This is a genomic window from uncultured Desulfovibrio sp. (genome assembly GCF_944324505.1).
Lineage (GTDB): Bacteria > Desulfobacterota > Desulfovibrionia > Desulfovibrionales > Desulfovibrionaceae > Desulfovibrio.
In genome coordinates this window covers 456,638-478,781 of the sequence record NZ_CALUWO010000001.1, presented here as the reverse complement: position 1 = coordinate 478,781, position 22,144 = coordinate 456,638, and the positions used below count along the sequence as shown (strand labels likewise).

Here is a 22,144-nt window from a genome sequence, read left to right as displayed (position 1 = left end):
GCACATTTCACAGAAACAGCCCTTTCCCGTTGGGGAAAGGGCTGTTTCTGTACCTGTGCGGGACAAACGGCGCAAGGCATGGTTGTCCCGCCTGAGCATCTGCCGCTCTCTACGGTTTGACGTAGGCAAAGCCGCTCTTTTGCAGGCGCACGACTTCCACCAGACCGGCAGGCACGATTTCCACGCCGGGCCAGAGGTCTTCCTGCGTCAGGCTGTTATCATTGAGGGCATTCTGGCAGAGGCGGATCACAAGCCCGTTTTTCATGAGGGGCTGCGCCACTTCCCACAGGGCGGTCTGCTGCCGGGTAAACAGGGTCACGGCACCGCCGTTGCCCACCATCACCAGCTGAAAGGTCTCGCCGGGCAGGGCGTTCTGGTAGTTGCGGGCATTCTTGAGGGCAAGGGCCAGTCTGTCGGCATCCTTGAGATCCACATGCAGGCAGAGATCGTAATTCATGCTGTCTCCTTGGGCTGAAAGAAAGGGTGCCCGCAGAGCATAGCCCGGCTGAAGACTTTTTCCAAGCCGCGCTTGCGGCCTGTACAGGGACAGGATACAGTGCCACCATGCGTTTTTCTTTCCGGCCTGTTGTCCTGCTTGTGCTGCTCCTGCTCGCGCCCCTGCTGGGGGCGTGCGGTCTGGTGCAGCTGCTGGAGGAGCGTCCCCAGAAAACGGAAGAACAGGAGGCAGGATGGACGGCGGACCCCGTGCCCTACACGGTACAGGTGGTGGTGGAAAAGCCCGTGCCGCGGCCCGATGTGGACCATGACCGCCTGCAGGCCGAAGCCCGGGCCGTGAAACAGGAAGTGGATGCCGCCCGCGCCGAACGTGACCCCTATGCCCATCCGCTGGAAACGGACGAGCAGAACGAGGACAGCGGGGAGCAGGCAGCCGCGCCGGCGGCGTCGGCCGTGGATCCTGACGCTCCCGACGCTTCCGATGCCGCCGCAGGCGGCAACCGGCGGCAGCAGGACCGCTTTGCCCGTGCTGCCGAGGACCTGCGCGACAAGATGCTGGCCGCCAGTACCCTGGAGCAGCTGCGCAAGGAACCGCCTGACGGTCTGCTGGCGCTGGAGCGCCGTGCCCGTCTGGACCAGGAAGCTGCCGAAAAGCTGCTGCACTCGCAGGGCTATTATGAAGGAACGGCCTCCTTTCAGGTGGATGGTTCGGTCCGCCCGGCCCGCGTGCTGCTGCGTCTTGTTCCCGGGCCGCGCTATGTGCTCGGTCAGGCCGTGGTGCGCTATGAGCCGGCGCCGCATGTGCCCGAGGCCTTCCGCAACGGAACGCGGCGTGCCCAGTACAGCGGCCTGCAGGGCCTGCTGGGCCGGGAAGCCCGCGAACCTGTGGCGCCGCCGCGCTTTCCGCATCGTCTGCGGCTGGAGCCGGGCAAGCCGGTAACGGCCGAGGAAGTCCTGGCCGCCGTGGACCGTGTGCCCCAGTATCTGCGCCGCCAGGGCTATCCGGTGGCTGCGGTGTCCCGCACCCGCTATACCCTTGACCGTCAGAACCGCACCCTCAATGCCGAGGTGGTCATCAACGCCGGGCCGCCCGCCCTCATGGGCGAAATCCGTCTCATGAGCAAGAGCGATGTTTCCGAAGCCTATCTGCGGCGTCTGGCCTACTGGCGTCCCGATGATGAGCGCTGGAACAGCCGCCGGGTGGCCAATTACGGAGACCGCCTGCGCGGGCTGGGCCTGTTCAATGCCGTTACGCTGACCCCGGCGCTGGACGAGTGGAAGGCTGCGGGGGGAGATGTGGCCGCGCTGCCGCTGCTGCTGAAGGTGGAGGATGCTCCGCCCCGTTCCGTGGGCCTGGAGGCCCGGTACGATACGGACAGCGGCTTCGGCGTGGAGGCGGACTGGGAAAACCGTAATCTGCTGGGCAATGGCGAAAGCCTGCGCCTGGGCCTGCCCGTGACCACGGAAAAGCAGGGCATGACGGCGGAATTTCTGAAGCCCGCCTTTCTGCGTTCCGGCCAGAGCCTCAATGCCCAGGCGTCCCTGCTGCATGAGGATACCGATGCCTACGAGCGGCGCGGCCTGGCGGCCAAGGTCATGCTGGAGCGGCGCGTCAACCGCTACTGGCATGTGGGGGCCGGCGTTCTTGGCGATGGCGGCCAGCTGGCCGAGGACGGGCACGGCATGCGGCTGTACAGTGTGCTTGGCCCGCAGCTGACCATCCGGCGCGACAGCCGCAACAACAAGGTCAGCCCGTCGGCAGGCAGCGTGGGCAAGGTCCGGGTGAATCCCGTGGCCGGATATTATGACCAGCGTTTCACGGCTGTGGTGGGCGAGGCGGAGTGGATGGGCTATTACGCCCCCATGCGCAAGCCCAACGGGCGGCCGGATGACAGTCTGGTGCTGGCCGCGCGGGCGGCGGCAGGCATGATGGCCGGCGTGCCCCTGCACGCCATGCCCGGTTCCATGCGTTTTTACGTGGGCGGGGCAGGTTCCGTGCGCGGCTATTCCTATCAGGCCCTGGGACCGCGCAACAGCAAGGATGACCCCGAGGGCGGGCGCTCCTATCAGCTGGTCAATCTGGAAGCTCGCTTCAAGCTCACGGACAATCTGGGCCTTGTTCCCTTTCTTGATGGCGGCATGGCCTATCGGGACCAGTACCCCACGCTGGACGACCTGCACTGGGGCGCCGGTCTGGGCCTGCGCTACTATACGCCTGTGGGGCCGCTGCGCCTGGACGTGGCTACACCGCTCAATCCGGTGGAGGGCGACCCGCCCGTACAGCTCTATATCAGCATAGGACAATCCTTTTGATGGCCGAACCTTCCCGGGACATATCGCCCCTGCCCGAGGCCGCTTCCCCGGCACAGGCAGCCCCCCCTGCACCGCCCCGTCCGCGGAAGCGGTGGCGCCGTCCGCTGCGCTGGCTGGGACTGCTGCTGCTTGTGCTGGTCCTGCTGCTGGGCGGCAGTCTGGGCTGGTTGTGCAGCGGCAGCGGGCAGCGCTGGCTGCGGCATACCCTCAACGAGGTGCTGGCCGACAGCCTGACGCCTCTGGGCCTGTCGCTGGAAGTGACGGCCCTGGACGGTCTGCCCTTTGCGCCGCGTGTGGGCCTGACGGGGCGGGACAGCCGGGGCCTCTGGCTGGAAGTACCGGACCTGGAGCTGCGCTGGGGCCTGTCCCTGAGCCGGCCTGCCCTGCGGGTGGATGCCCTGCGTCTGCACGGGGGGGGCCTGTACCGTCTGCCCCTGCTGCCCGAACCGGAGGCGGCACCGCCGGAGGTGGCGCACAGTGCCGGCGCCGTGGCCGATGCCGTCTGCGCCGGTATGGCCCGTGTGCTGGACGTGCTGGCCTCTCTGCCGCTGCCGCCGGTGGAGCTGCGCGGACTGGAGCTGCGGGAGGTGGCCCTGCCGGCCATGTGGCTGTGTGTGGAGCCGCCGTCGGCAGAGGGCGTGCCCCAGGTGGATGTGCACCAGATGCCGCGGCTGACCCTGGAGGGAACGCTTCTGGCGGCCCTGGGGGCCGAAGCGCAGGTGGATATGGCCGTGCAGCTGGCGGTCAGCTGGCCGCGGGAGGCTGTGCGGCGTGCCCTGCTGCGGGAAAGCCGGCCGCCCCTTGCCGCGGAGACGGCGGCAGCGGGGGTGGACGCGCCCACGCTGCTGGCGGCGCTGCTGCCGGTTTCCTGCCTGGGGCAGGGCGAGGTGACGCTGCGTTTGCAGGCCCGGCACACCACGGACAGCTGGCAGCTGCGGCTGGAGCGCTTGCAGGTACAGGCCGGCATGACGAACGCTGCCCTGAGCCTGGCGCTGGACCTGCCTGACAGGGTGGAGCAGTGGAATGCGGCCCGCATCCGGCTGGAGCTGGATGCCGGCGTCCGGCCGCTGCCCGCGCCGGATGTGGTGGCAGCGCTGGAGGAGCCGGCCCGGCCGGAACAGCCTGCCAGCCCGGCAGAACGGCCGGCAGGGGCGGCGGCTCCTGTTGATGCGGGGACCGCCGAGGGAGCCGATGCGGCGGCCGCCGAAGGGGCCAGTGAACAGGGCCAAAGGCTGCCGGACAGGCTGTCCCTGTCCTGGGGAAATCTTTTTGCCGGTCCCACACGGGCCTGGCTGCTGGTGGACGGGCCGCTGTATGCGCCGCGTCTGTCCCTGCGGGCAGACAGCCCCGGCCTGCGCTTTGCTGAGGCGGCCATGCCGGCGCCGGAGGCCGCAGGCGCTGCCCCGGTTGCCGCGACCGGTACCTCGACCGGTGCCGGCGGGGCAGATGCCAAGGCCGGGAGCATGGCGCCGCGTTCTGATCTTTCCCGCATTGCGGTGGCGCTGGAAAGCTATCCCCTGCGCTGGCGGCAGGGGCTGGAGGGGCTGCCGGCCCATGCGGCTGTGCAGGCTTCTGTGGAATGCAGGGGCACGCCGCTGGAGGCCCGTTTTCGCCTGCTGGCCGGTGTGGGCAGCCCGCAGGGGCGTCTGGGCGAAGGCGAGCAGCAGCCCTTTGCCGGTTTTCTGGCCGTGGACGATGTGCAGTTGCGGGCCGCCGGTGCCCGTCTGGACGGACAGTGGCTGCTGGCCTTCCGGCGGGGCGCTGAGGATGCTGCCGGCGTCGAAGAAACGGCGGCGGCTGAGGCCCCTGTGCCGGATATGGCAGGCCCGGCAGAACGCCGTCCGGCGCCCGGGGAAGACCCGCTGCTGCGCCACCTGCGGGCCGTGCTGGAGAGCCTGCCCTACATGCGCGGGGCGCTGTTCGGAGAAATCAGGGACTGGCAGGCCCTGTCCCGTCCGCTGAGTCTTGTGCTGCCGGATGTGCGGGCCGAGGGCGCCGTGACCCGTCTGGAAGTGCGGGCCAGCCGTCCGGCGCCTGCGGAGGCGCCGCACTGGCATGTGCGCCTGGATGCGCCGCGGGGGGCCCTGCGCTGGGCCGGCGGCACGGCCCTGAGCTGGACCGGGCTGAGCGTGGATGCCGACCTGGAGACCGCGGGGGCGCTGCGTCTGGAGGCGGATGCCCGCGTGGCGGGCCTGGATGTGCCCGGGCAGCATTTTGCCCGGGGCCGCGTGCAGGGCACGGGCGCCTTGTGCGGGCCGCTTTCCGTATCCGCGACCGTGGCGGGAGACATGAGGCTGGACAGCCGCCTGCGCTGGGAGCCGGGCCGGCTGCGGCTGGAACGTCTGCAATTTTCGCTGCCCGGACAGGGCATTGGCCTGCGCCTGGCGGGCGAGGCCCGGCTGGAATATGGTGCCGATGGCTGGAGCTGTCACAATGTGGACCTGCACATTGCCCCGGCCGGCCGGCTGCGGCTGGAAGGGAGCCTGGGGCCGGACAAGGTGCGCGCACGCCTGGCGCTGGAAAAGACATCCCTGCAAGCCTGGCAGAAGGTGTTGCCAGCGCTGCCTGCCGGCAGTGTGGGACTGGATGCCCGGCTGGACGGGCAGCCCGCCCGTCCGCAGGGGCAGTTCTCGCTGACGGTGGACGGACTGAGCGTGCCGGGAGCGGCGCTGCCGCCTCTGGACCTGCGCTGCCAGGGCAGCCTGCGGCCCGGCGGGGACTACAGCCGCCTTCAGCTTTCCCTGGATGTGCCGGAGGCAAGCCGCCGGGCACTGGGGGCGGACCAGGTGGAGGCCCGCCTGCGCCTGCCGCTGGCCTTTTCGGCGTCGGGGGTGCCGTCGCTGCCGCCGCAGGCCGCGCTGGAAGGCCGGCTGCGCTGGCTGGGCCGCGTGGGGCCGCTCTGGCAGCTTGTGCCCATGGCGGACCGCCGCCTGCACGGCCAGCTGGATGTCCGGCTGGATGCCTCGGGCACGGTACAGGCCCCGGTGGTGGCCGGTGCCGTGCGTTTGCAGCAGGGGCGCTTTGAGGATGTGGCCCTGGGCGTGCTGTTGCAGGACATAAACCTGGCGGTGGAGCTGGACAAGACTGCGCTGCATTCCGGCCTGGATGCGCTGGGCAATGTCCGCGTGCGCGGCTCCTTTACCGACGGCCACAAGGGGCGGGCACAGCTGAACGGTGAACTGCGGGATCGCGGACGGCAGGTGCGTCTTGAAGGCCAGCTGGCCGATCTGCGTCCCCTGCGCCGCCGGGACCTCATGGTGGACCTGTCGGGAACGTTCGGTATGTCCGGCGCGCTCCTGGGGCCGGATATCCGGGCCGATATTGTCATCAATACGGGAGAATTACGCATCGACCGCCTTTCCACCGGCAGCAGTATCCCCACCCTGCCCATTGACACGGGCACGGCACAGGCAGCCAATATGCACCGGAAGGTGCCGCGCGGCTCCCTTGACGTGCGGGTGCGCACGCCCGGCCGTTTTGTGGTACGCGGGCGGGGGCTGCAAAGCCGCTGGCAGGCCGATGTGCGTATTACCGGGCCGCTGAATGATCCGCAGGTGCTGGGCAGCGTGGAAGCCGTGGAAGGGCAGTTCAGCCTGCTGGGGGCGCAGTTCCTGCTGCACCGCGGCGTGGTGCGCTTTGCCGGCGGAGCGCCGTCCAATCCCCTGCTGGACGTGGTGCTGCGCCATGAAACGCCCGATCTTACGGCGGACGTGCGCCTGGGCGGCTCGGTGCAACATCTCAAGCTCAGCCTGTCCAGCACGCCGTCCCTGCCCCAGGAAGAAATCATTTCCCGGATCATGTTCGGCCGCAGCTCCAACGAGCTGGGCCGCTTCGAAAATCTGCGCCTGGCCGCAGCCGTGGCCGAACTGGCCGGCTTTGGCGGAGACAGCCTGAGCGTGCTGGATGTGGCGCGCAAGGCGCTGGGGGTGGATGTGCTGCGCGTGGGATCGTCGCACCGGGGCTTTTCCGATGATCAGGGGGATGACGAAAGCTCCCTGCAGGCTGGCAAGTATATTGGCGAGCGCCTGTATCTGGGCGTGGAACAGGGCCTGAAGTCGGACAGCACCGCCGTGGTCATCGAATTGCAGCTGACGCCGCGCAGCAAGGCCGAGGTCCGCACCGAGCAGAACAATACCTCTGCCGGTGTCCGCTGGAAGTACAATTACTGAGCCGCTGCGCAGGCAGGCGGTCTGCCCGGCTGGCGTCTGTCAGTCTGGGGGGCGGCGCATGCCATGCCGCGCCGGGCCGGGGGCATTGGCGGCCTGTGCCGGGGCCGGTGTTCCCGGGGCGTTGCCGGTTTTTCCGCAGGTGTGCGGGGGGATGGCCTGTTCCGCTCCTCAATGCCGGCAGCGTGTTCCGTCTTTGCCGGCGTCCGGCAGCCTGGGAAGACGGCTGCCGGCCTTTTCTGGCGGGTGGGCGCGGTGTGTGCCCATCTGGCAAACCCTGTGTCGTGACGATGCCGTGGTACAGCGCCGGGGGCCGGGCCTGGCGGTTTGCGGGAGAACGGTTCATGCGGGAAGGGCAGCACGGATCATTGGGGCGACGCATTCGTCCGGCCACATCGGGCGACTGGTCTGCGCTGGCGGCGCTGTGGCGGCGCAGTGTGGAGGCCACGCATCCTTTTTTGGCGCGGGAAGACCTGGAGGCCATGGCGGCGGCCATGCCGCGCCGCTATCTGCCGGCCATGCACCAGCTCTGGCTGCTGGAAGAGGACGGCAAGGCGCACGGTTTCTGGGGCGGCTGGGCGCAGGGCGGGGTGCTGCGCGTGGAAATGCTCTTTGTGGCGCCGGAAGCCTTTGGCCGGGGCGTGGGACGCGCGCTGCTGGCCCATGCCTGTGCAGGGCGGCAGTACGTCTTTCTGGATGTGAACGAACAGAACCTGGGGGCGCGGGCCTTTTATGCCCGCTGTAGCTTCCGGGTGTACGGGCGTTCGCCGCTGGACGGGGACGGACGGCCCTATCCGCTGCTGCATCTGCGCTGGGACGCGCCCTCCTGAAGGCGTCGGCAGAAGCAAGACACGGCGGGGGATATGTTCTGCGGAACGTCCCCCGCCGTTTTGTCAGTTTTTGTGCCGCAGCCGGCTCAGCAGCTGCGGACCGGTCATGACCAGCAGCACAGCGGCGCAGATGATGCCCACGCCGGCGAGCACGGCGGGTGTGCAGGGTTCCTGAAAGATGACGATGCCCACACTGACGGCGGTCAGTGGTTCCATGACGCCCAGGATGGACGTGAGGGTGGAGCCGATGCGCTGCACGGCCAGCACCAGGGTCAGATTGCTGATCAGGCCGGTGATGAGGGCCAGGCCAAGGGCGTTTCCCGCTTCTTCCAGGCTGGCCAGGGGACGCAGGCTGCCGCAGATCAGGGCATAGATCAGGGCAATGAGCGCGCCGAAGGCCAGCACCCAGAAGGTGACGGAAAGGCCCGTGAGCCGGGGATGATGGAAGGTGTGCAGGCTGACGATATAGACCGCATTGCACAGGCTGGACAGCAGGGCCAGCCCCAGGCCCAGCAGGCTGAGACTTCCCGTGCCACTGTGATGGCCGCTGAGCAGGTAGACGCCCAGCACCGCCAGGGCAATGGCCGAGGCCGTGAGCCAGGAAAAGCGCTCGTGGAAAAAGATGACCATGATGCACATGACCTGCACCGGATAGAGAAACTGTATGGTGGCTGCCGTGCCGCTGGGAATGTAGCGGAAGGACCAGAAGAAGAGCAGGGCGGCCAGCAGGTAGAGCAGGCTGGCGCCAAAGAGGCACAGCAGGCTGCGCAGGGGGGCCAGAATGGCGTCGCCCCGCCAGAGCAGCCAGGCCCCCAGCGCCATGGCAGCGATGAGAAAGCGGTAGAAAAGCGCGCATTCGGCGGCCATGCCCCCCTGAATGAGCGGCAGCGTAAAGAAGGGAATGAGGCCAAAGGTGGCCGATGACAGCAGGCCGAAAAACAGGCCCATGACGTTCCTCCATGACAGGACGTGGCAGCAGGCGCGAAAACAGCGGTATGGGGCAGACAGGGCGCGGCTACCGGGTGGCGGCACTGTGCCGCAAAACCGGAAGTGACGCAAGCCGGAGCAGACAAAAAAAGGCCGCAGCACAAGCACTGCGGCCATATTTCTGCACAGCAGAAAAGGGCTTACTGGGCTTTTTCCAGAATGACTTCCGCGTCGGGATGGGCCTGGCGCATGGCTTCATGCATGGCGGCGGCATCGGCAAAGGCCCGGAAGGGGCCGACCATTTCCGAGGTTTCCATGCCCCGGAAGCGCACAAAATAGGCCAGATCATCGGCCAGGGGCCGTCCCTGGGCATCGCTGACCACTTCCAGGCTGACCTTGCCCACGCCACGGCGGCGCATGTCTATCTGATCTGCCGCCGCATAGGAAAGGTCAATGATGCGCCCGCGAATGAAGGGGCCGCGGTCCGTCACACACACCATGACGCTTTTGCCGTTCTGCTGATCGGTGACGCGGACCACCGTGCCAATGGGCAGGGTGCGGTGCGCGGCCGTGAAGGTATACATGTCATAGCCCACACCGCTGGCCGTGGGGCCATTATGCAGATCCGTGCTGTAGTAGGAGGCCTTCCCCAGGATAAATTCGGAACTCTGGGCGCGCTTGAGCCAGATGTCGCGGGTATCCGCGGAGGTGGAAGGGGAGGCGGGGGCCGCTGTGGAAGAATGTGCGGCAGGGGAAGAGGCGTTCTGGTGAGTGGTGTGGCCGGCTTTGCTGTCAGCGGCGGCCGTGGTGGGAACCATGGGAGCGACAAGGGCCAGACAGGCCGTGACGGTCGCCCACATGGCAAGCCTGTAAACAAACTTCATGGGGACTCCTTGGCTGGGGTACAACAGGTGTGTCTTTCGTCCAAGGACGAAATGGCACAGGTCGCCCACGGGCGACCCACTCCGGTCCTCGTCGGGGACAGATGACCGGGGTTTGCCTTTACGGGTATATCTCCTCCTCAAGTACCCAAGACTATGCCCTATTCCATTGGGGGCTGTCAAGGGAAAATTGTTTTTTAAAACAGTATGTTATGCGCAGACCTGCGCGAGGAACGGCCCAAATGGCCCCGCAGGACGGCCAGAAACGCCCCGGGAAAGGCCGTTCTGGCGGTCCGTACAGCGCGGCTTTTCGAAGGATAAGCGGGAGGAAAAGTGGCAGGAAAAGGGCGGCAGAAGGGCCGCCAAGGCAGCCGCAGGCAGGGCCGTCTGCGGCAGGCAGCCTTCACCCGGAAGCGTCCGGCGGCTGTCGTCACGACCCATGCGGCAGGCGCGGCAGGGGAAGACGCGGAGGAGCTTCCGCTCCTCCGCGTCCTGGCTGTCGGTTGGTTTACCAGTCCAGGGTAACCTTGAAGGCTGTGGCCAGTTCTTCCACGGGCACGCTGGCCAGGCAGGACGTGCCGCTGTACAGGTCCAGGTTGCCCGTATCCGTAACCGTGCCGATGCGGCGGCAGAGCTGCCACTGTCCCAGGGCCTCCAGCAGATCGGCATGCTGCGGTGCCACGCTGACCACCAGACGGCTGGCCGATTCGCTGTAGAGCAGCTCGGTGCGGTTCATGGCTTCCAGGGCCGGAACCTTGTCCAGGTCGATGCTGGCGCCCAGGCGGCCGCCGATGCACATTTCTGCCAAGGCCACGGCCAGACCGCCGTCGGAGCAGTCATGACAGGCCGAGATGGCCCGCCGGCGCATCATGGCATGCACGGCACGATAGCGGGGCAGGGCCGTGGCCACGTCCACCTGCGGCACGCGGCCGCCGCGCAGCCCCAGTTCGTCGGCCGCTTCGCTGCCGGCCATTTCGCGCCAGGTACCGCCCAGCAGGTAGATGATGTCGCCGGGGCGCTTGAAGTCCGAGGTCTGGGCCAGGGTCACGTTATCCATGACACCCAGAACGGAAAAGAGCACCGTGGGCGGAATGGATATCTTTTCGCCGCCGCCGGTATAGTCGTTTTTCATGGAGTCCTTGCCGGAAATGCAGGGCACGCCATAGGCCAGGGAGAACTGGCGCAGCGCCCGGCAGGCACGCACCAGCTGCGCCAGCTTGTAGTGGCCGTCCGGGGTCTTTTCGCTCTGCACCGGGTCGCACCAGCAGAAATTGTCCACGCCGGCCATGCGGTCCGGATTGCCGCCCACGGCCACGGCGTTGCGGATGGCCTCGTCCATGGCATTGGCCATCATCCAGTAGGTGTCGTAATCGCTGAACTTGGGGCAGATGCCGTGAGAGATGACCAGGCCGGCATCGGATTCCAGCAGGGGGCGCAGCACGCCGGCATCGGCCGGGCCATCGCGCTTGACGCCGCACAGGGGCTTGATGGCGCTGCCGCCGCGCACTTCGTGGTCATACTGGCGGATGATGTATTCCTTGGAGCAGATATTGAGGCGCGACAGCATGCGCTTGAGGAAGGCCCCCTGGTCAGCATCGGCCACATCCACCGTGATGTCATGGAATTCCGGAGCTTTCCAGCGGGCTTCCAGATGCAGCTGGGGCACGCCGTCGTGCATGAAAGCCATGGGCAGCGAGGCCACGATGCGGTCGCCGTAGCGCACTTCAAAGAAGCCGCTGTCGTCATAGGTGCCCAGGGCCGTGGCCTCCACATCCATGCGGCGGGCCAGCTCCATGAACTGGTCCAGCTTTTCCGGGGGCACGGCCAGGGTCATACGTTCCTGGGCTTCGGACAGCAGGATTTCCCAGGGGCGCAGGCCGTCATACTTGAGGGGTGCCTTGGCGATGTCCAGCACGCAGCCGCCCGTATCCTCGGCCATTTCCCCCACAGAGGAGGACAGGCCGCCGGCGCCGTTGTCCGTGATGGCATTGTACAGGCCCAGATCGCGGGCGCGCATGATGAAGTCATACATCTTGCGCTGGGTGATGGGATCGCCGATCTGCACGGCCGTGGCCGGGGACCCCTCGTGCAGTTCCTCGGACGAGAAGGTGGCTCCGTGGATGCCGTCCTTGCCGATGCGCCCGCCGGTCATGACGATGACGTCGCCCTTGCAGGCCTTCTTTTCCCAGCCGGGGCGGCCGTTGATGTCCGTGGGGATGATGCCCACGGTGCCGCAGTAGACCAGGGGCTTGCCCAGGTAGCGCTCATCAAACACCAGGGAGCCGTTGACCGTGGGAATCCCGGATTTGTTGCCGCCGTGTTCCACGCCTTCGCGCACGCCTTCCAGCACACGGCGGGGATGGAGCAGCCGCGGGGGAAGTTCCTTGTCATAGAAGGGAGAGGCAAAGCAGAACACGTCCGTATTGCAGACCAGTTCGGCGCCCATGCCCGTGCCCATGGGGTCGCGATTCACGCCCACAATGCCCGTGAGCGCGCCGCCGTAGGGGTCCAGCGCCGAGGGGCTGTTGTGGGTTTCCACCTTGATGCAGGCATCATAGCCGTCAATGAAGGAAATCACCCCCGCATTATCCTTGAAGACGGATTTGCAGTAGTCATCGGCGCCCATGTTTTCGCGCAGCCTGGCCGTGGCATCGCGGATGCAGGTTTTGTAGAGGTTGTTCACCTCTTCCGTGCGGCCGGTGTCTTCATCGGTATAGCGGATGCGGGAGGCAAAAATCTTGTGCTTGCAGTGCTCGGACCAGGTCTGCGCCAGCACTTCCATTTCCACATCCGTGGGATCGGCGGGCAGATGCAGGGCCTGGCGGCGGCTGCGTTCGTCCGGCCGGGCAAACTGGTCGCGGATGCAGTGCATTTCGGTGAGGGTCAGCGCCCAGGTATTGTCGCGGCTGGCCTGTTGCAGGGCCGCGTCATCCATGCCGGACAGGGGGATGGTTTCCACCGTGTCATTGGCCTGCCCGGTGACCTGGGCTGCCTGCGCCTCGAAACCGGGGCTGGCCTGCCATTCCTCGCGGCTCTTGATGCGGTAGCGCTGGATGAGATCGTTGCAGAGCAGGGAGCGGGTGAGATTTTCCACCTCGTCGCGGGAAAGGGGCTTGTCCGGCAGGCATGCCATGCGGTACTGCACGGAGGTATAGACGCGCAGGCTTTCGCGCGGCACTTCCAGCACCATGGCCGCCGTATCACGGGCCGTGCGGGCCTCGTTATCCGTGACGCCGGGGCGAAAGCCCACTTCCACGAACCAGTCCGGCAGGGGATCGCATACGGGCAGGGGCGTGAGGGAGGCATCCTGCAGGATGGGGTCATGCCAGATGCCTTCATCCACCAGGCGGCGCACCTGGGCGTCGCTCAGGCCGTCCACGGTATAGACCTTGATCTGGCGGATGCCCGCCAGTTCCATGCGCAGCGCCTTGAGCACATGCAGAAGGGTCTTGCGTCCCTGGGTATCGGTCAGGGCCGGATGCAGGCCAGTTTCCACTCGGTACAGCATAGCGTCCTCGTTGTTGCCGCCGGTTTCCCGGCAGGATGACTATTTCTTGCGGTCGCGTACGTAGTTGGTCATTTCGCGCAGCACGTCCTGCTCCCGGCACTGGGGCAGACGGTCCAGCGCCATGAGCGCCCTGTCCAGATAGTCCTGCGCCTCATCGCGCGCTTTGGCGTCAAAGCCCTGCCGGCGAATGGCCTCGCCGATGCGGCTGGCGTCTTCCTCGCTGAACAGGCCCTTGGCAAAGGCCGTGTCAAAGCTGGTGCGTTCCGCCGGGGAAAGATGCTGGCGGTAGAGGCGCAGGGGCGGGGTGAGCTTGCCCTCGCGCACGTCGCCGCCGGAAGGCTTGCCCGTAACGGCACTGTCGGCAAAGTCCAGGGCGTCATCCACCAGCTGAAAGGCCATGCCCACATTTTCGCCGTAGTCGGCCGCGGCGGCCACCTGCATGACATTGCCGCCGGCATAGAGCGCGCCCATTTCGCAGGAAGCCCGGATGAGCCAGGCCGTCTTGCCGCGGATGATGGCATCGTAGGTTTCGGCCGTGACGTTCACCTGATGCTGCGAGGCGATTTCCAGGATTTCCCCGGCAGCGGTCTGGCTGGTGGCAGCGGAAAAGCAGCGGCACAGGGCCGGGTCGTCAAAGCGGGCCACCAGGCCGTTGGCCGTGGCCAGCAGGGCGTCGCCGGCCAGGATGGTGGGCGTGACGCCGAACAGGGTATGCGCTGCGGGATGGCCGCGCCGGCTGTCGGCATTGTCCAGGACGTCATCGTGCAGCAGGGTGGCCGCGTGCAGCATTTCCATGCAGACGGCCAGCTCGTAGACCCTGTTGTCCGTACAGCCCAGCAGGCGGGCCATGAGGACCACCAGCAGCGGACGCAGGCGTTTGCCGCCCGCGTCGAAAATATGCCGGGCCACGGGCTGCACCGAGGGATGCAGCGCCTTCACGGCATTGTCCAGGGCCTTGTTGATGGGGGGCAGTTCCATGCCCAGTCGGGCTTTGAGCAGTATCATGATGAGTGTCTATACAAGGTTGAGGGTGGGCAGGATGCGGCCCAGTTGGCGCAGGGCGCCGGGAAAATCCTGTTCATGGGCGGCGCGTCTGCCCGTTTTGTTGGACACGCAGCGCACTTCCAGGCAGGGCAGATGGGCACGGGCCGCCGCATAGGCCACGGCAAAGCCTTCCATGTTTTCCAGGGCCGGGGCATGGGCGCGCCACAGTGCCGCCGCGCGTTCGTCGCTGCCGCTGACGCCGGCCACGGTAAGGGAGCGCAGCGGCGGGGCCGCCAGATCGCCCCGGGCCGTCAGCCCCAGGGCCGGGGCACTGTCCAGCGGCAGATGCTGGAACACGGTTTTCCCGCCGTCCTGCCACTGGGGAAAGGCAAAATGTTCGGCAGAAACCTGATGCCCGTCATGCAGGCCGTATTCGGGCCAGATTTCTTCGCCAACAGGGCAGAGCTGCCCCAGCGGCCAGCGTTGCAGGTCAAAGCTGCCGGCCAGCCCGGCCAGGATTACGCCGCGCAGGGGCTGCTGCCGGAAGGCGCAGCTGGCAAGGACCTGCCCCATGCCCAGTGCCGCATTGACAGGCCCCACCCCTGTCACGCAGGCCAGCATGGGCTGGCGGGTTCCCGTGACGGCAAGGGGTTGTTGCAGCGGCAGGCTATCGCCACACGGCAGGCAGTCCCGCGGCAGCAGGGCCAGCAGTTCTTCCCGGGTGGCGGCACAGAGCAGGTACACGGCCTAGAGTCTCCAGTAGTCCATGCCGGAAGCGCGCATGGCAACGGGATCAAAGAAAGCCTTCACGTCCATGAGCAGGGCATTGTCCGCGTCCACAAAGCGGCTGCGCAGTTCCTGCGGCGTCATGGCGGCATATTCCCTGTGGCCCACTGTGAGGATGATGGCATCCAGACCGGTGAGGGCATCCAGCGGCAGCAGCGTCTGCCCGTAGACCCGCAGGGCTTCGGCGGCGTCGGCCTGCGGATCATGCACCAGCGGTTCCACGCCGTATTCGCGCAGCTCGCGGATCACATCCACCACCTTGGTATTGCGCAGGTCAGGTACATTTTCCTTGAAGGTAAAGCCCAGAATGCCCACACGCGCCCCATTGACCTGGCGCCGGTGACGGATGAGGCGCTTGACCACGCTTTCGGCCACGTGCTTGCCCATGCTGTCATTGATGCGGCGTCCGGCCAGGATGACTTCGGGGTGAAAGCCCAGCTCTTCGGCCTTGAAGGTCAGATAGTAGGGGTCCACGCCGATGCAGTGCCCTCCCACCAGACCCGGCCGGAAGGGCAGGAAATTCCACTTGGTCCCTGCGGCTTCCAGAACCTCGATGGTGTCGATGCCCATGCGCTCGAAGATGATGGACAGCTCGTTCATGAGGGCGATGTTCAGGTCGCGCTGCGTGTTTTCGATGACCTTGGCGGCCTCGGCCACCTTGATGCTGGAGGCACGGTGGATGCCGGCCTTGACCACGGAGCCGTAGACCTGCACCAGCAGGTCGGCCGTGGCCGCATCGGAACCGGAAACAATCTTGGTGATGCTGGCCAGGGTATGCACCTTGTCGCCGGGATTGATGCGCTCCGGCGAATAGCCCACGGTGAAGTCCGTGCCGAAGGTGAGGCCCGATTCCCGTTCCAGAATGGGCACGCAGATTTCCTCGGTGAGGCCGGGGTAGACCGTGGATTCGTAGACCACCACAGCGCCTTTTTGCAGATGCTGTCCCACGGTGGTGGTGGCGCCGACCACGGGCGTGAGGTCCGGGGCGCGGTGATCGTCAATGGGCGTGGGCACGGCCACGATGATGACGGAAGCCTGCTCCAGGTCTTCGGCACGGCAGCTGTAGCGCAGGTTGGCAGCGGCCAGGTCCGCGTCGCTTACTTCATGGGTATGGTCATGCCCGCCCAGCAGCTCTTCCACGCGGCGGCGGCTGATGTCAAATCCCAGAACGGGCATGTGCCGGGAAAGGGCCACAGCCAGCGGCAGCCCCACATAGCCAAGGCCCACCACGGCCAGGGTACGTTTGCCCTCGGTCAGTTCGCTGAAATGAAACATGCTTCTGTCCTTTACAGTTCCCGTGTCCTGCGGCACCATGGCGGCATGAACGAAGGGTTTCCGCTTTTTTTCTGTGCGCTTGGTCTGGCCTTTGCCCTGGAGGGTATCCTCTGGGCAGTGTTCCCGCGGCAGGTGCAGCGCGCCATGCGCTATGCCCTGCGGCTTGATCCCGAACGCCTGCGCTGGTGGGGCTTCATGGCCCTCTGTCTGGGGCTGGGCCTCGTGGCCGTCACCCGTTAGGGCTGCCTCCGGCCTGCCCGGCCTGCTCGGGGGCGAGGACGGCCGCGGCCGTCCTCCAGAAGGTGGCGCGCGTCTTACGATTGTCCGTCGGAGTCCGCGACGCGGGGCCTGCTGGGGACAGGCGTGGCCACGTAGCGGGCTTTTTCCGCCACATGCAGGCAGACGATCCCCGACGTGAGCCGGCGGTACCAGGCGCGGGCAAAGCCGGCGTCACGCAGTTCCTGTTCCAGCACCGCAGCGCGTGGAAAGGCGCGGATGGTTTCGGCCAGATAGGCATAAGCCGCGTCATCGCCGGAACAGAGCCGCCCGATGCGCGGCAGTACTTTGTTCAGATACCAGTTGTACAGTCCCCCCCAGATGCGTTCCTCGCCGGAACCGAATTCCAGGATGCACACCCGTCCGCCGGGAACCAGCACGCGCAGCATTTCGGCAAAGGCGTCCTGGCGCGGCGTGATGTTGCGGATGCCAAAGGCCATGGTCACGCAGTCCACGGAGGCATCGGGCAGCGGCAGGCGTTTGGCATCGGCCGCCACGGGCAGGATATGTGCGCCTTCCGGCCGGCGCAGCTTGGGCAGGCCCTTGCGCAGCATGGGCGGGCAGAAGTCCATGGCCGGCACGGTCACCTGCGGCCAGCGGCGGCGGATGGCCAGCGAAACGTCCAGCGTGCCGGCAGCCAGGTCCAGCACCCGCCCCGTGGGACCAGGCCGCACGGTATCGGCCAGCACGCGGCGCCAGTAGAGGTCTATGCCGCAGCTCAGCAGATGATTTCCCAGATCATAGACGCCCGCAATGCGGCCGAACATGCCGGCCACGGCGGCGTCGTGATGTCTGACGTTCATGCCCTGTCCTCCCTTTCCTGCGGGCAGGCGCGGATGGTCTCATGCACCACGCGGAAGACAGCGGGAAAGATTTCCGCAAAATTGCCGGGAGACACCGTGCGCGTTTCAATGAATTTGGCCGTCAGTTCCTTGGCGACCTGCAAGGCTTCCTTGCTGTCCTTGTCCATGGCGTCCTCGCTGAAAAAGGCAAAACCCGTCCCTGGGGAATGGTCGTGACCCACAGCGGGTACGTGCCGGACGGGAAAGGAACGAAAACGGTCAGCCCCCGCCCCTTTTTTGAAAAAATGTGCCGACGCAGGTACCCCCGGCGTCGGGAAGAGTTATTTTATGCGCTCCGCGTCTGATTGGCAAGGTTGAAAGCTGCCCCCCGCTGCCGCTGCCCGGCAGGCAAAACGGCCCGGGCGGCCCGCCGTGCGCTGCCCCTCAGCCCTGACGGTCCGTTTCTTCCGGCATCAGCTGACGGAGTTCCTCGCGCAGGATGCGGGCCGTGGCGGCCGCGGCGGCCTTTTCAATATGTTCTTCGGCCATCAGGGTATCCAGGCGCCGGCTCAGGGCGTCCAGCTGCTGTTGCAGGGTCCGGCAGGTCTTTTCCAGACTGGCCAGCCTGTCCGCCAGTTCCGGCGGAAGGGCAGGGGCCGCGGGGGAATCCTGCGGATCGGCAGGGGGGCGGGGGGCGTCTGCGCTTTCTGGCGCGGTGCCGGCTGCCGGCAAGGGAGCAGTTGCACCGGACGGTGCCGGTGCGGGCAGCTGGGCGTTCAGGGCGGGATCGTGCAGCACCACCGCACGGGACCGTGACGGGGGCGTCTGCGCCGGGTCTGCCGGTGCCCCGGAAGGCGTCGGCGTGGCGGAAGCTGTCCCCTGTTCGATAAGGTCCGTCAGGTCAATGATGGTGTCATTTTCCGGTGTCATGAACAGCCTCGCGGTTGGGGACTCTGAAACAGCGGGCAATGCTGCCCGGAAACGTGAAGCACGGTAGCAGGTTCACGGTGGAAAGGCAAACGGGGCGGCTCCTGTGCCGGCGGGCATAAAAAAAAGCCGCGACCGGAGTCGCGGCTGGATGGGCCGGGGAGTGGCCTACGGATGGCACTTGGACTTGGCGCAGCCGGTCAGCTCCTTCTTCATTTCGGGCTTTTCGGTGGCCATCTTGGTGTGGCACTGCAGGCAGGACTGATGCTTCACGTCCTTCTTGCTGTGCACCACATAGTACAGGCTCTTGGTGCCCTTCTTGCCCTGCAGGTCGTCATGGCAGCCGGCGGTGGCGCACTTGCCGAAGTTTTCCTTGCCGTCCACGGGATGGTGGCAGACCACGCATTCCACCGTCTTGTGGGTGCTGTGGTTGAACTTCACCGTCTTCTTGGGGTTGGAACCCACCATATCCAGGCCGTCAGCGGGAACGGCAGGGGCGGCAAAGGCCGGCGAGGCAAGGGCCAGCGCCAGCAGAGCGGCCGGAATACACGCGAACTTCATAAACACTCTCCTCTTCAGTTTGCATCACCACGGGCGACCTCCACAGGCGCACCCTTACCAGAAGTGGTTCATAGAAAAATTTACGCCAGCGGGCAAAGTGTGTCAATGCGTATGCGCAACACACTGTTGTCCTCGGATATGCGGAAAGGCGGGGCAGCGGCACTGCCGGAGGGAAGGCGGAAGAGACCTGCGGGGGAGGAGATACCCGGGGAAAGCCCTGGAAAATGCGGGCCGGGATGCCGGGGGCGGGGCATCGGATGGAAGCCCGCCCCCGGTGATGGGGCGTTTCCCTAAAACGTCACCTTGCGGGCGGCGTCCAGGGCCTTGCTGAAGTCGTCGTCGGTATGGGCAAAGGAGACCATGCCGGTTTCAAAGCCCGACGGCGCAAGATAGATGCCCTGCTGGCGCATCTGCTGGTAGAAGGTGGTAAAGAGCTTCTGATCGCAGGCCTTGGCCTGGGCAAAGTTGCGCACGGGCGTTTCGCTGAAGTAGGGGCAGAACATGGAGGCAATGGTGGGCACCTGAATGGGAACCCCCTTGGCGGCCAGAATGGCGGCCAGTTCTCCGGCAAAGGCCGCGGTGCGGGCTTCCAGGGCCGCATAGTCCTGCCGGCGCAGTTCGCGCACCGTGGCAATGCCGGCGGCCATGGCCAGAGGGTTGCCGGAAAGGGTGCCGGCCTGATAGACCTCGCCGCGCGGGGCCACGTGTTCCATATAGGTGCGTTTGCCGCCAAAGGCACCCACGGGCAGACCGCCACCGATGATCTTGCCGAAGGTGGTAAGGTCGGCATCAATGCCGAAGCGGGCCTGGGCACCACCGAAGGCCACGCGGAAGCCGGTAATGACCTCGTCAAAGATGAGCAGGCTGCCGTGCTGGCGGGTCAGGTTGCGCAGGCCTTCCAGAAATCCGGGCACGGGCAGCACAAGGCCCATATTGGCGGCCACGGGTTCCACAATCACGGCGGCAATGTCCTTGCCGTATTCGGCAAAGAGGGCTTCCACGGCAGCAAGATCATTGTAGGGGGCCAGCAGGGTGTCGGCCACCACGGCGGCGGGCACGCCGGGCGTGCCGGGAATGGAGAAGGTGGCTATGCCGGAACCGGCAGCGGCCAGGAAGGGATCGGCATGGCCGTGATAGCAGCCGATGAACTTGAGCACCTTGTCCCGGCCGGTGACGCCCCGGGCCAGGCGCAGGGCGCTCATGGTGGCCTCTGTGCCGGAATTGACCATGCGCACCATTTCCAGGCTGGGCATGTCGGCCACCACTTCCTCGGCCAGGGTCACCTCGTCGGGGCAGGGAGCACCGTAGCTGGTGCCACGTCCGGCGGCCTCGCGCACGGCAGCCGTGACGGCCGGGTGATCGTGGCCCAGAATCATGGGGCCCCACGAGAGGACAAAGTCCACAAAGTCATTGCCGTCCACATCGCGGATGTGGCAGCCGTGGGCTTCGGCAATGAAAAGGGGCAGGCTGTCCACATTGTGGCAGGCGCGCACGGGGCTGTTGACCCCGCCGGGAATGACGGCGCAGGCCTTGTCAAAAAGATGGCGGGAGGTGCTGTTGTCCATTGCGGCTCCTTAAAAGTAGGTCATGGAGATTTTTTTGAGTTCCTTGAGGCTCCTGAGGATGATGTGCTCACCCAGCGGAGCGCTGGCGGCCATCTGGTCCACCACGTCCAGGCATTCCTGGTCGCTGCGGCCGTGAATCATGGTATAGAAGGTATAGGGCCAGTCCTCTGCCGGGCTGGGACGGTAGTAGGCGTGGGAAATATGCGCGTTTTTGGCGGCAATGCTGCCGCATTCCTCCACCTTGTCCTCCTCCACCTTCCAGGCCACCATGGCATTGTGGTTCCAGCCGGTACGCTGGTGCTTGATGCTGGCCCCGAAACGGCGGATGGCGCCCTCGTCCTTGAGCTGCTGGAGCAGGGCGAGCACGTCGTTCTCGCTGCTGCCGGTCTGTGCGGCAATGTCGGCATAGGGGGTGAGGCTGTCGGGCAGGTCTGCCTGTACGATGCGAAGTATGGCTCGTTCCGTTTCGTTGAAGTTGCGGCTCATGGGACTCCTTGCACGGGCGCTGCCGTGCTGGCTGCGGAATGAAATGCCGCGCCGGACGGATGACCGGCGCGGCGTGAAGACGGAAATCAGCGGCGCGGAGCCTTCCAAAGGCGTGGCGCTAGCGGCTGATGGAGCGGGCAAACAGCTCCTGAATGGCCTGGCGGCCGTTGGCTTCCAGGAAGCGCGTGCCCGTGGCGGCAAAGTGCGGATATTCGATGACCGGATCGGTCACCGGCACCCAGGCATCCTTTTCCCAGAGGAACCAGCCGTCGCGGGGCTGGTCAAAGACAATGAGCGGTTTGTTGCAGATTTTGGCAAATTCCGCTCCCCAGCCCGTGCCGCCCTTGACGGTGTCATCGGGCTGAATGGCGCCCACAACGATGATCTGGTTACCGCTGCTCACCTGCCAGCAGATGGACTGGAGCACCTTGCGGAACAGGGGGGCGCGCGTATATTCGCGATTCATCAGTTTGGACACATAGCTCAGGCTCACATCCTTGAGGGCCAGTTCCTCGCTGGTGAGCACACGCACACCGCGGCTGCGTTCCATCTGATGGCCTTCAAAGCTGTAATTGACCTCTTCGACGCCCCAGCTTTCCGCCAGTGCCCCGAAAAACTGCTCCGTTCCGGCAGCACCGCCGCTGTAGAGCACACATTGTTTGGGGTCGAGCATAATGCCTCCTGCAGAGTTGCGCCCTGTCGGGCGGTAGTGACGGCCTATATCATGGCAGAAATCGTCCATGACGGCAAGGCATCCCGCCGGGGCACAAGGGCTTCCGCCCCCAAAACAGGCGGAAGCCCTCAAGCAGCAGAACGTGCGCCTAGCGGCTGTAGGTGACCTCCAGGCTGGCCGTGCCCAGCACCTTGCCGTAGCGGGAAAAGCCGGCCATGGCGGGCAGGGTTTGGGGCGTGATGCCAAGATGGTCCACGCTCAGGGCATAGAGGGTGATGATGTAGCGGTGCGGCTTGTCGCCGGGGGGCGGGCAGGCGCCGCCGTAGCCGGGCGTGCCGAAGTCGGTGAGGGATTCCACGCTGCCGGCGGGCAGGGCCTTGCGGGCGCTGGCATCAAGGCTCAGGGAACGCGCGCTGGCCGGAATGTCGGAAACCACCCAGTGCCACCAGCCGCTGCCCGTGGGCGCATCCGGGTCATAGATGGTCAGGGCAAAGCTCTTGGTGCCGGCGGGCGGATTGCTCCAGACCAGTTCCGGCGAGATGTTTTTGCCGGTGCAGCCAAAGGCATTGAAGACCTGATCCAGACCCATGGTGCCGCCGTTTTTGAGCTGCGGACTGGACAGGGTGAAGGTGCCGCCGGCGGCAGCCGGGGCGGCAAGGGCAAGAACAAGGGTAAGGGCCAGAACGGTCCGGGACAGGATGTGGTATGATTTCATAGTGTTTTACTCTGTTTTGTTCTGTGAAAAAAT

Annotated in this window: 19 protein-coding genes; 4 read left to right on the top strand and 15 right to left on the bottom strand. The window is 66.1% G+C overall.

Annotated elements, in window-relative coordinates; all coding sequences use genetic code 11:
- Positions 1 to 109: 109 nt before the first annotated feature.
- Positions 110 to 457: a DsrE family protein gene (locus Q0J57_RS02305; RefSeq protein WP_297216612.1), complete on the bottom strand. Its 348-nt coding sequence runs from the start codon at positions 455 to 457 to the stop codon at positions 110 to 112.
- A gap of 107 nt (positions 458 to 564) precedes the next feature.
- Between Q0J57_RS02305 and Q0J57_RS02300 the strand changes: the two genes are divergently transcribed.
- From Q0J57_RS02300 to Q0J57_RS02290, 3 genes are all read left to right on the top strand, one after another.
- Entirely contained in the window at positions 565 to 2,769 is a 2,205-nt protein-coding gene (locus Q0J57_RS02300) for a BamA/TamA family outer membrane protein (protein WP_297216609.1), read from the top strand.
- On the top strand, positions 2,769 to 6,938 hold the full coding sequence (locus Q0J57_RS02295) for a translocation/assembly module TamB (RefSeq protein WP_297216606.1): 4,170 nt from the start codon (positions 2,769 to 2,771) through the stop codon (positions 6,936 to 6,938). Before Q0J57_RS02300 ends, Q0J57_RS02295 begins: the two co-directional genes overlap by 1 nt.
- Before the next feature lie 341 nt (positions 6,939 to 7,279).
- A complete protein-coding gene (locus Q0J57_RS02290) occupies positions 7,280 to 7,765 on the top strand; it encodes a GNAT family N-acetyltransferase (RefSeq protein ID WP_297216604.1) in 486 nt (161 codons plus the stop codon).
- A gap of 63 nt (positions 7,766 to 7,828) precedes the next feature.
- On the opposite strand, the gene Q0J57_RS02285 is transcribed toward Q0J57_RS02290, so the two are convergent.
- The 6 genes from Q0J57_RS02285 to Q0J57_RS02260 form a co-directional block, all read right to left on the bottom strand.
- A complete protein-coding gene (locus tag Q0J57_RS02285; protein WP_297216601.1) occupies positions 7,829 to 8,713 on the bottom strand; it encodes a DMT family transporter in 885 nt (294 codons plus the stop codon).
- Between the two features lie 179 nt (positions 8,714 to 8,892).
- A complete protein-coding gene (locus Q0J57_RS02280; RefSeq protein WP_297216598.1) occupies positions 8,893 to 9,576 on the bottom strand; it encodes a septal ring lytic transglycosylase RlpA family protein in 684 nt (227 codons plus the stop codon).
- 505 nt (positions 9,577 to 10,081) lie between these two features.
- Positions 10,082 to 13,081 (bottom strand): AIR synthase-related protein, encoded by a 3,000-nt coding sequence (locus Q0J57_RS02275; RefSeq protein ID WP_297216595.1) that lies wholly within the window; start codon positions 13,079 to 13,081, stop codon positions 10,082 to 10,084.
- Positions 13,082 to 13,120: 39 nt separating this feature from the next.
- Positions 13,121 to 14,086 carry a polyprenyl synthetase family protein gene (locus Q0J57_RS02270; RefSeq protein WP_297216593.1) on the bottom strand — a complete coding sequence of 322 codons (966 nt, stop codon included), beginning with the start codon at positions 14,084 to 14,086 and terminating at the stop codon, positions 13,121 to 13,123.
- A 9-nt stretch (positions 14,087 to 14,095) separates the two neighbouring features.
- Positions 14,096 to 14,809 (bottom strand): futalosine hydrolase, encoded by a 714-nt coding sequence (gene mqnB, locus Q0J57_RS02265; protein WP_297216588.1) that lies wholly within the window; start codon positions 14,807 to 14,809, stop codon positions 14,096 to 14,098.
- Positions 14,810 to 14,812: 3 nt separating this feature from the next.
- Positions 14,813 to 16,126, bottom strand: coding sequence for a nucleotide sugar dehydrogenase (locus Q0J57_RS02260; protein WP_297216585.1), 1,314 nt, complete (start codon positions 16,124 to 16,126; stop codon positions 14,813 to 14,815).
- Positions 16,127 to 16,171: 45 nt separating this feature from the next.
- On the opposite strand from Q0J57_RS02260, the gene Q0J57_RS02255 reads away from it, so the two are divergent.
- The gene (locus Q0J57_RS02255) at positions 16,172 to 16,366 is read left to right on the top strand and encodes a DUF2065 domain-containing protein (protein WP_297216580.1); all 195 of its coding nucleotides are present in this window, start codon (positions 16,172 to 16,174) and stop codon (positions 16,364 to 16,366) included.
- A gap of 74 nt (positions 16,367 to 16,440) precedes the next feature.
- On the opposite strand, the gene Q0J57_RS02250 is transcribed toward Q0J57_RS02255, so the two are convergent.
- The 8 genes from Q0J57_RS02250 to Q0J57_RS02215 form a co-directional block, all read right to left on the bottom strand.
- Entirely contained in the window at positions 16,441 to 17,205 is a 765-nt protein-coding gene (locus tag Q0J57_RS02250; RefSeq protein WP_297216577.1) for a ubiquinone/menaquinone biosynthesis methyltransferase, read from the bottom strand.
- Positions 17,202 to 17,372 (bottom strand): hypothetical protein, encoded by a 171-nt coding sequence (locus Q0J57_RS02245; RefSeq protein ID WP_297216574.1) that lies wholly within the window; start codon positions 17,370 to 17,372, stop codon positions 17,202 to 17,204. Before Q0J57_RS02245 ends, Q0J57_RS02250 begins: the two co-directional genes overlap by 4 nt.
- A 256-nt stretch (positions 17,373 to 17,628) precedes the next feature.
- Positions 17,629 to 18,114: a hypothetical protein gene (locus tag Q0J57_RS02240; RefSeq protein ID WP_297216572.1), complete on the bottom strand. Its 486-nt coding sequence runs from the start codon at positions 18,112 to 18,114 to the stop codon at positions 17,629 to 17,631.
- Between the two features lie 165 nt (positions 18,115 to 18,279).
- Positions 18,280 to 18,672: a cytochrome c3 family protein gene (locus tag Q0J57_RS02235; RefSeq protein WP_297216570.1), complete on the bottom strand. Its 393-nt coding sequence runs from the start codon at positions 18,670 to 18,672 to the stop codon at positions 18,280 to 18,282.
- A gap of 290 nt (positions 18,673 to 18,962) precedes the next feature.
- A complete protein-coding gene (gene hemL, locus Q0J57_RS02230) occupies positions 18,963 to 20,237 on the bottom strand; it encodes a glutamate-1-semialdehyde 2,1-aminomutase (protein ID WP_297216568.1) in 1,275 nt (424 codons plus the stop codon).
- A gap of 9 nt (positions 20,238 to 20,246) precedes the next feature.
- On the bottom strand, positions 20,247 to 20,723 hold the full coding sequence (locus tag Q0J57_RS02225) for a winged helix-turn-helix transcriptional regulator (protein ID WP_297216565.1): 477 nt from the start codon (positions 20,721 to 20,723) through the stop codon (positions 20,247 to 20,249).
- A gap of 118 nt (positions 20,724 to 20,841) precedes the next feature.
- A complete protein-coding gene (locus Q0J57_RS02220) occupies positions 20,842 to 21,396 on the bottom strand; it encodes a hypothetical protein (RefSeq protein ID WP_297216563.1) in 555 nt (184 codons plus the stop codon).
- Between the two features lie 148 nt (positions 21,397 to 21,544).
- The gene (locus Q0J57_RS02215; protein WP_297216560.1) at positions 21,545 to 22,111 is read right to left on the bottom strand and encodes a YbhB/YbcL family Raf kinase inhibitor-like protein; all 567 of its coding nucleotides are present in this window, start codon (positions 22,109 to 22,111) and stop codon (positions 21,545 to 21,547) included.
- Positions 22,112 to 22,144 lie beyond the last annotated feature (33 nt).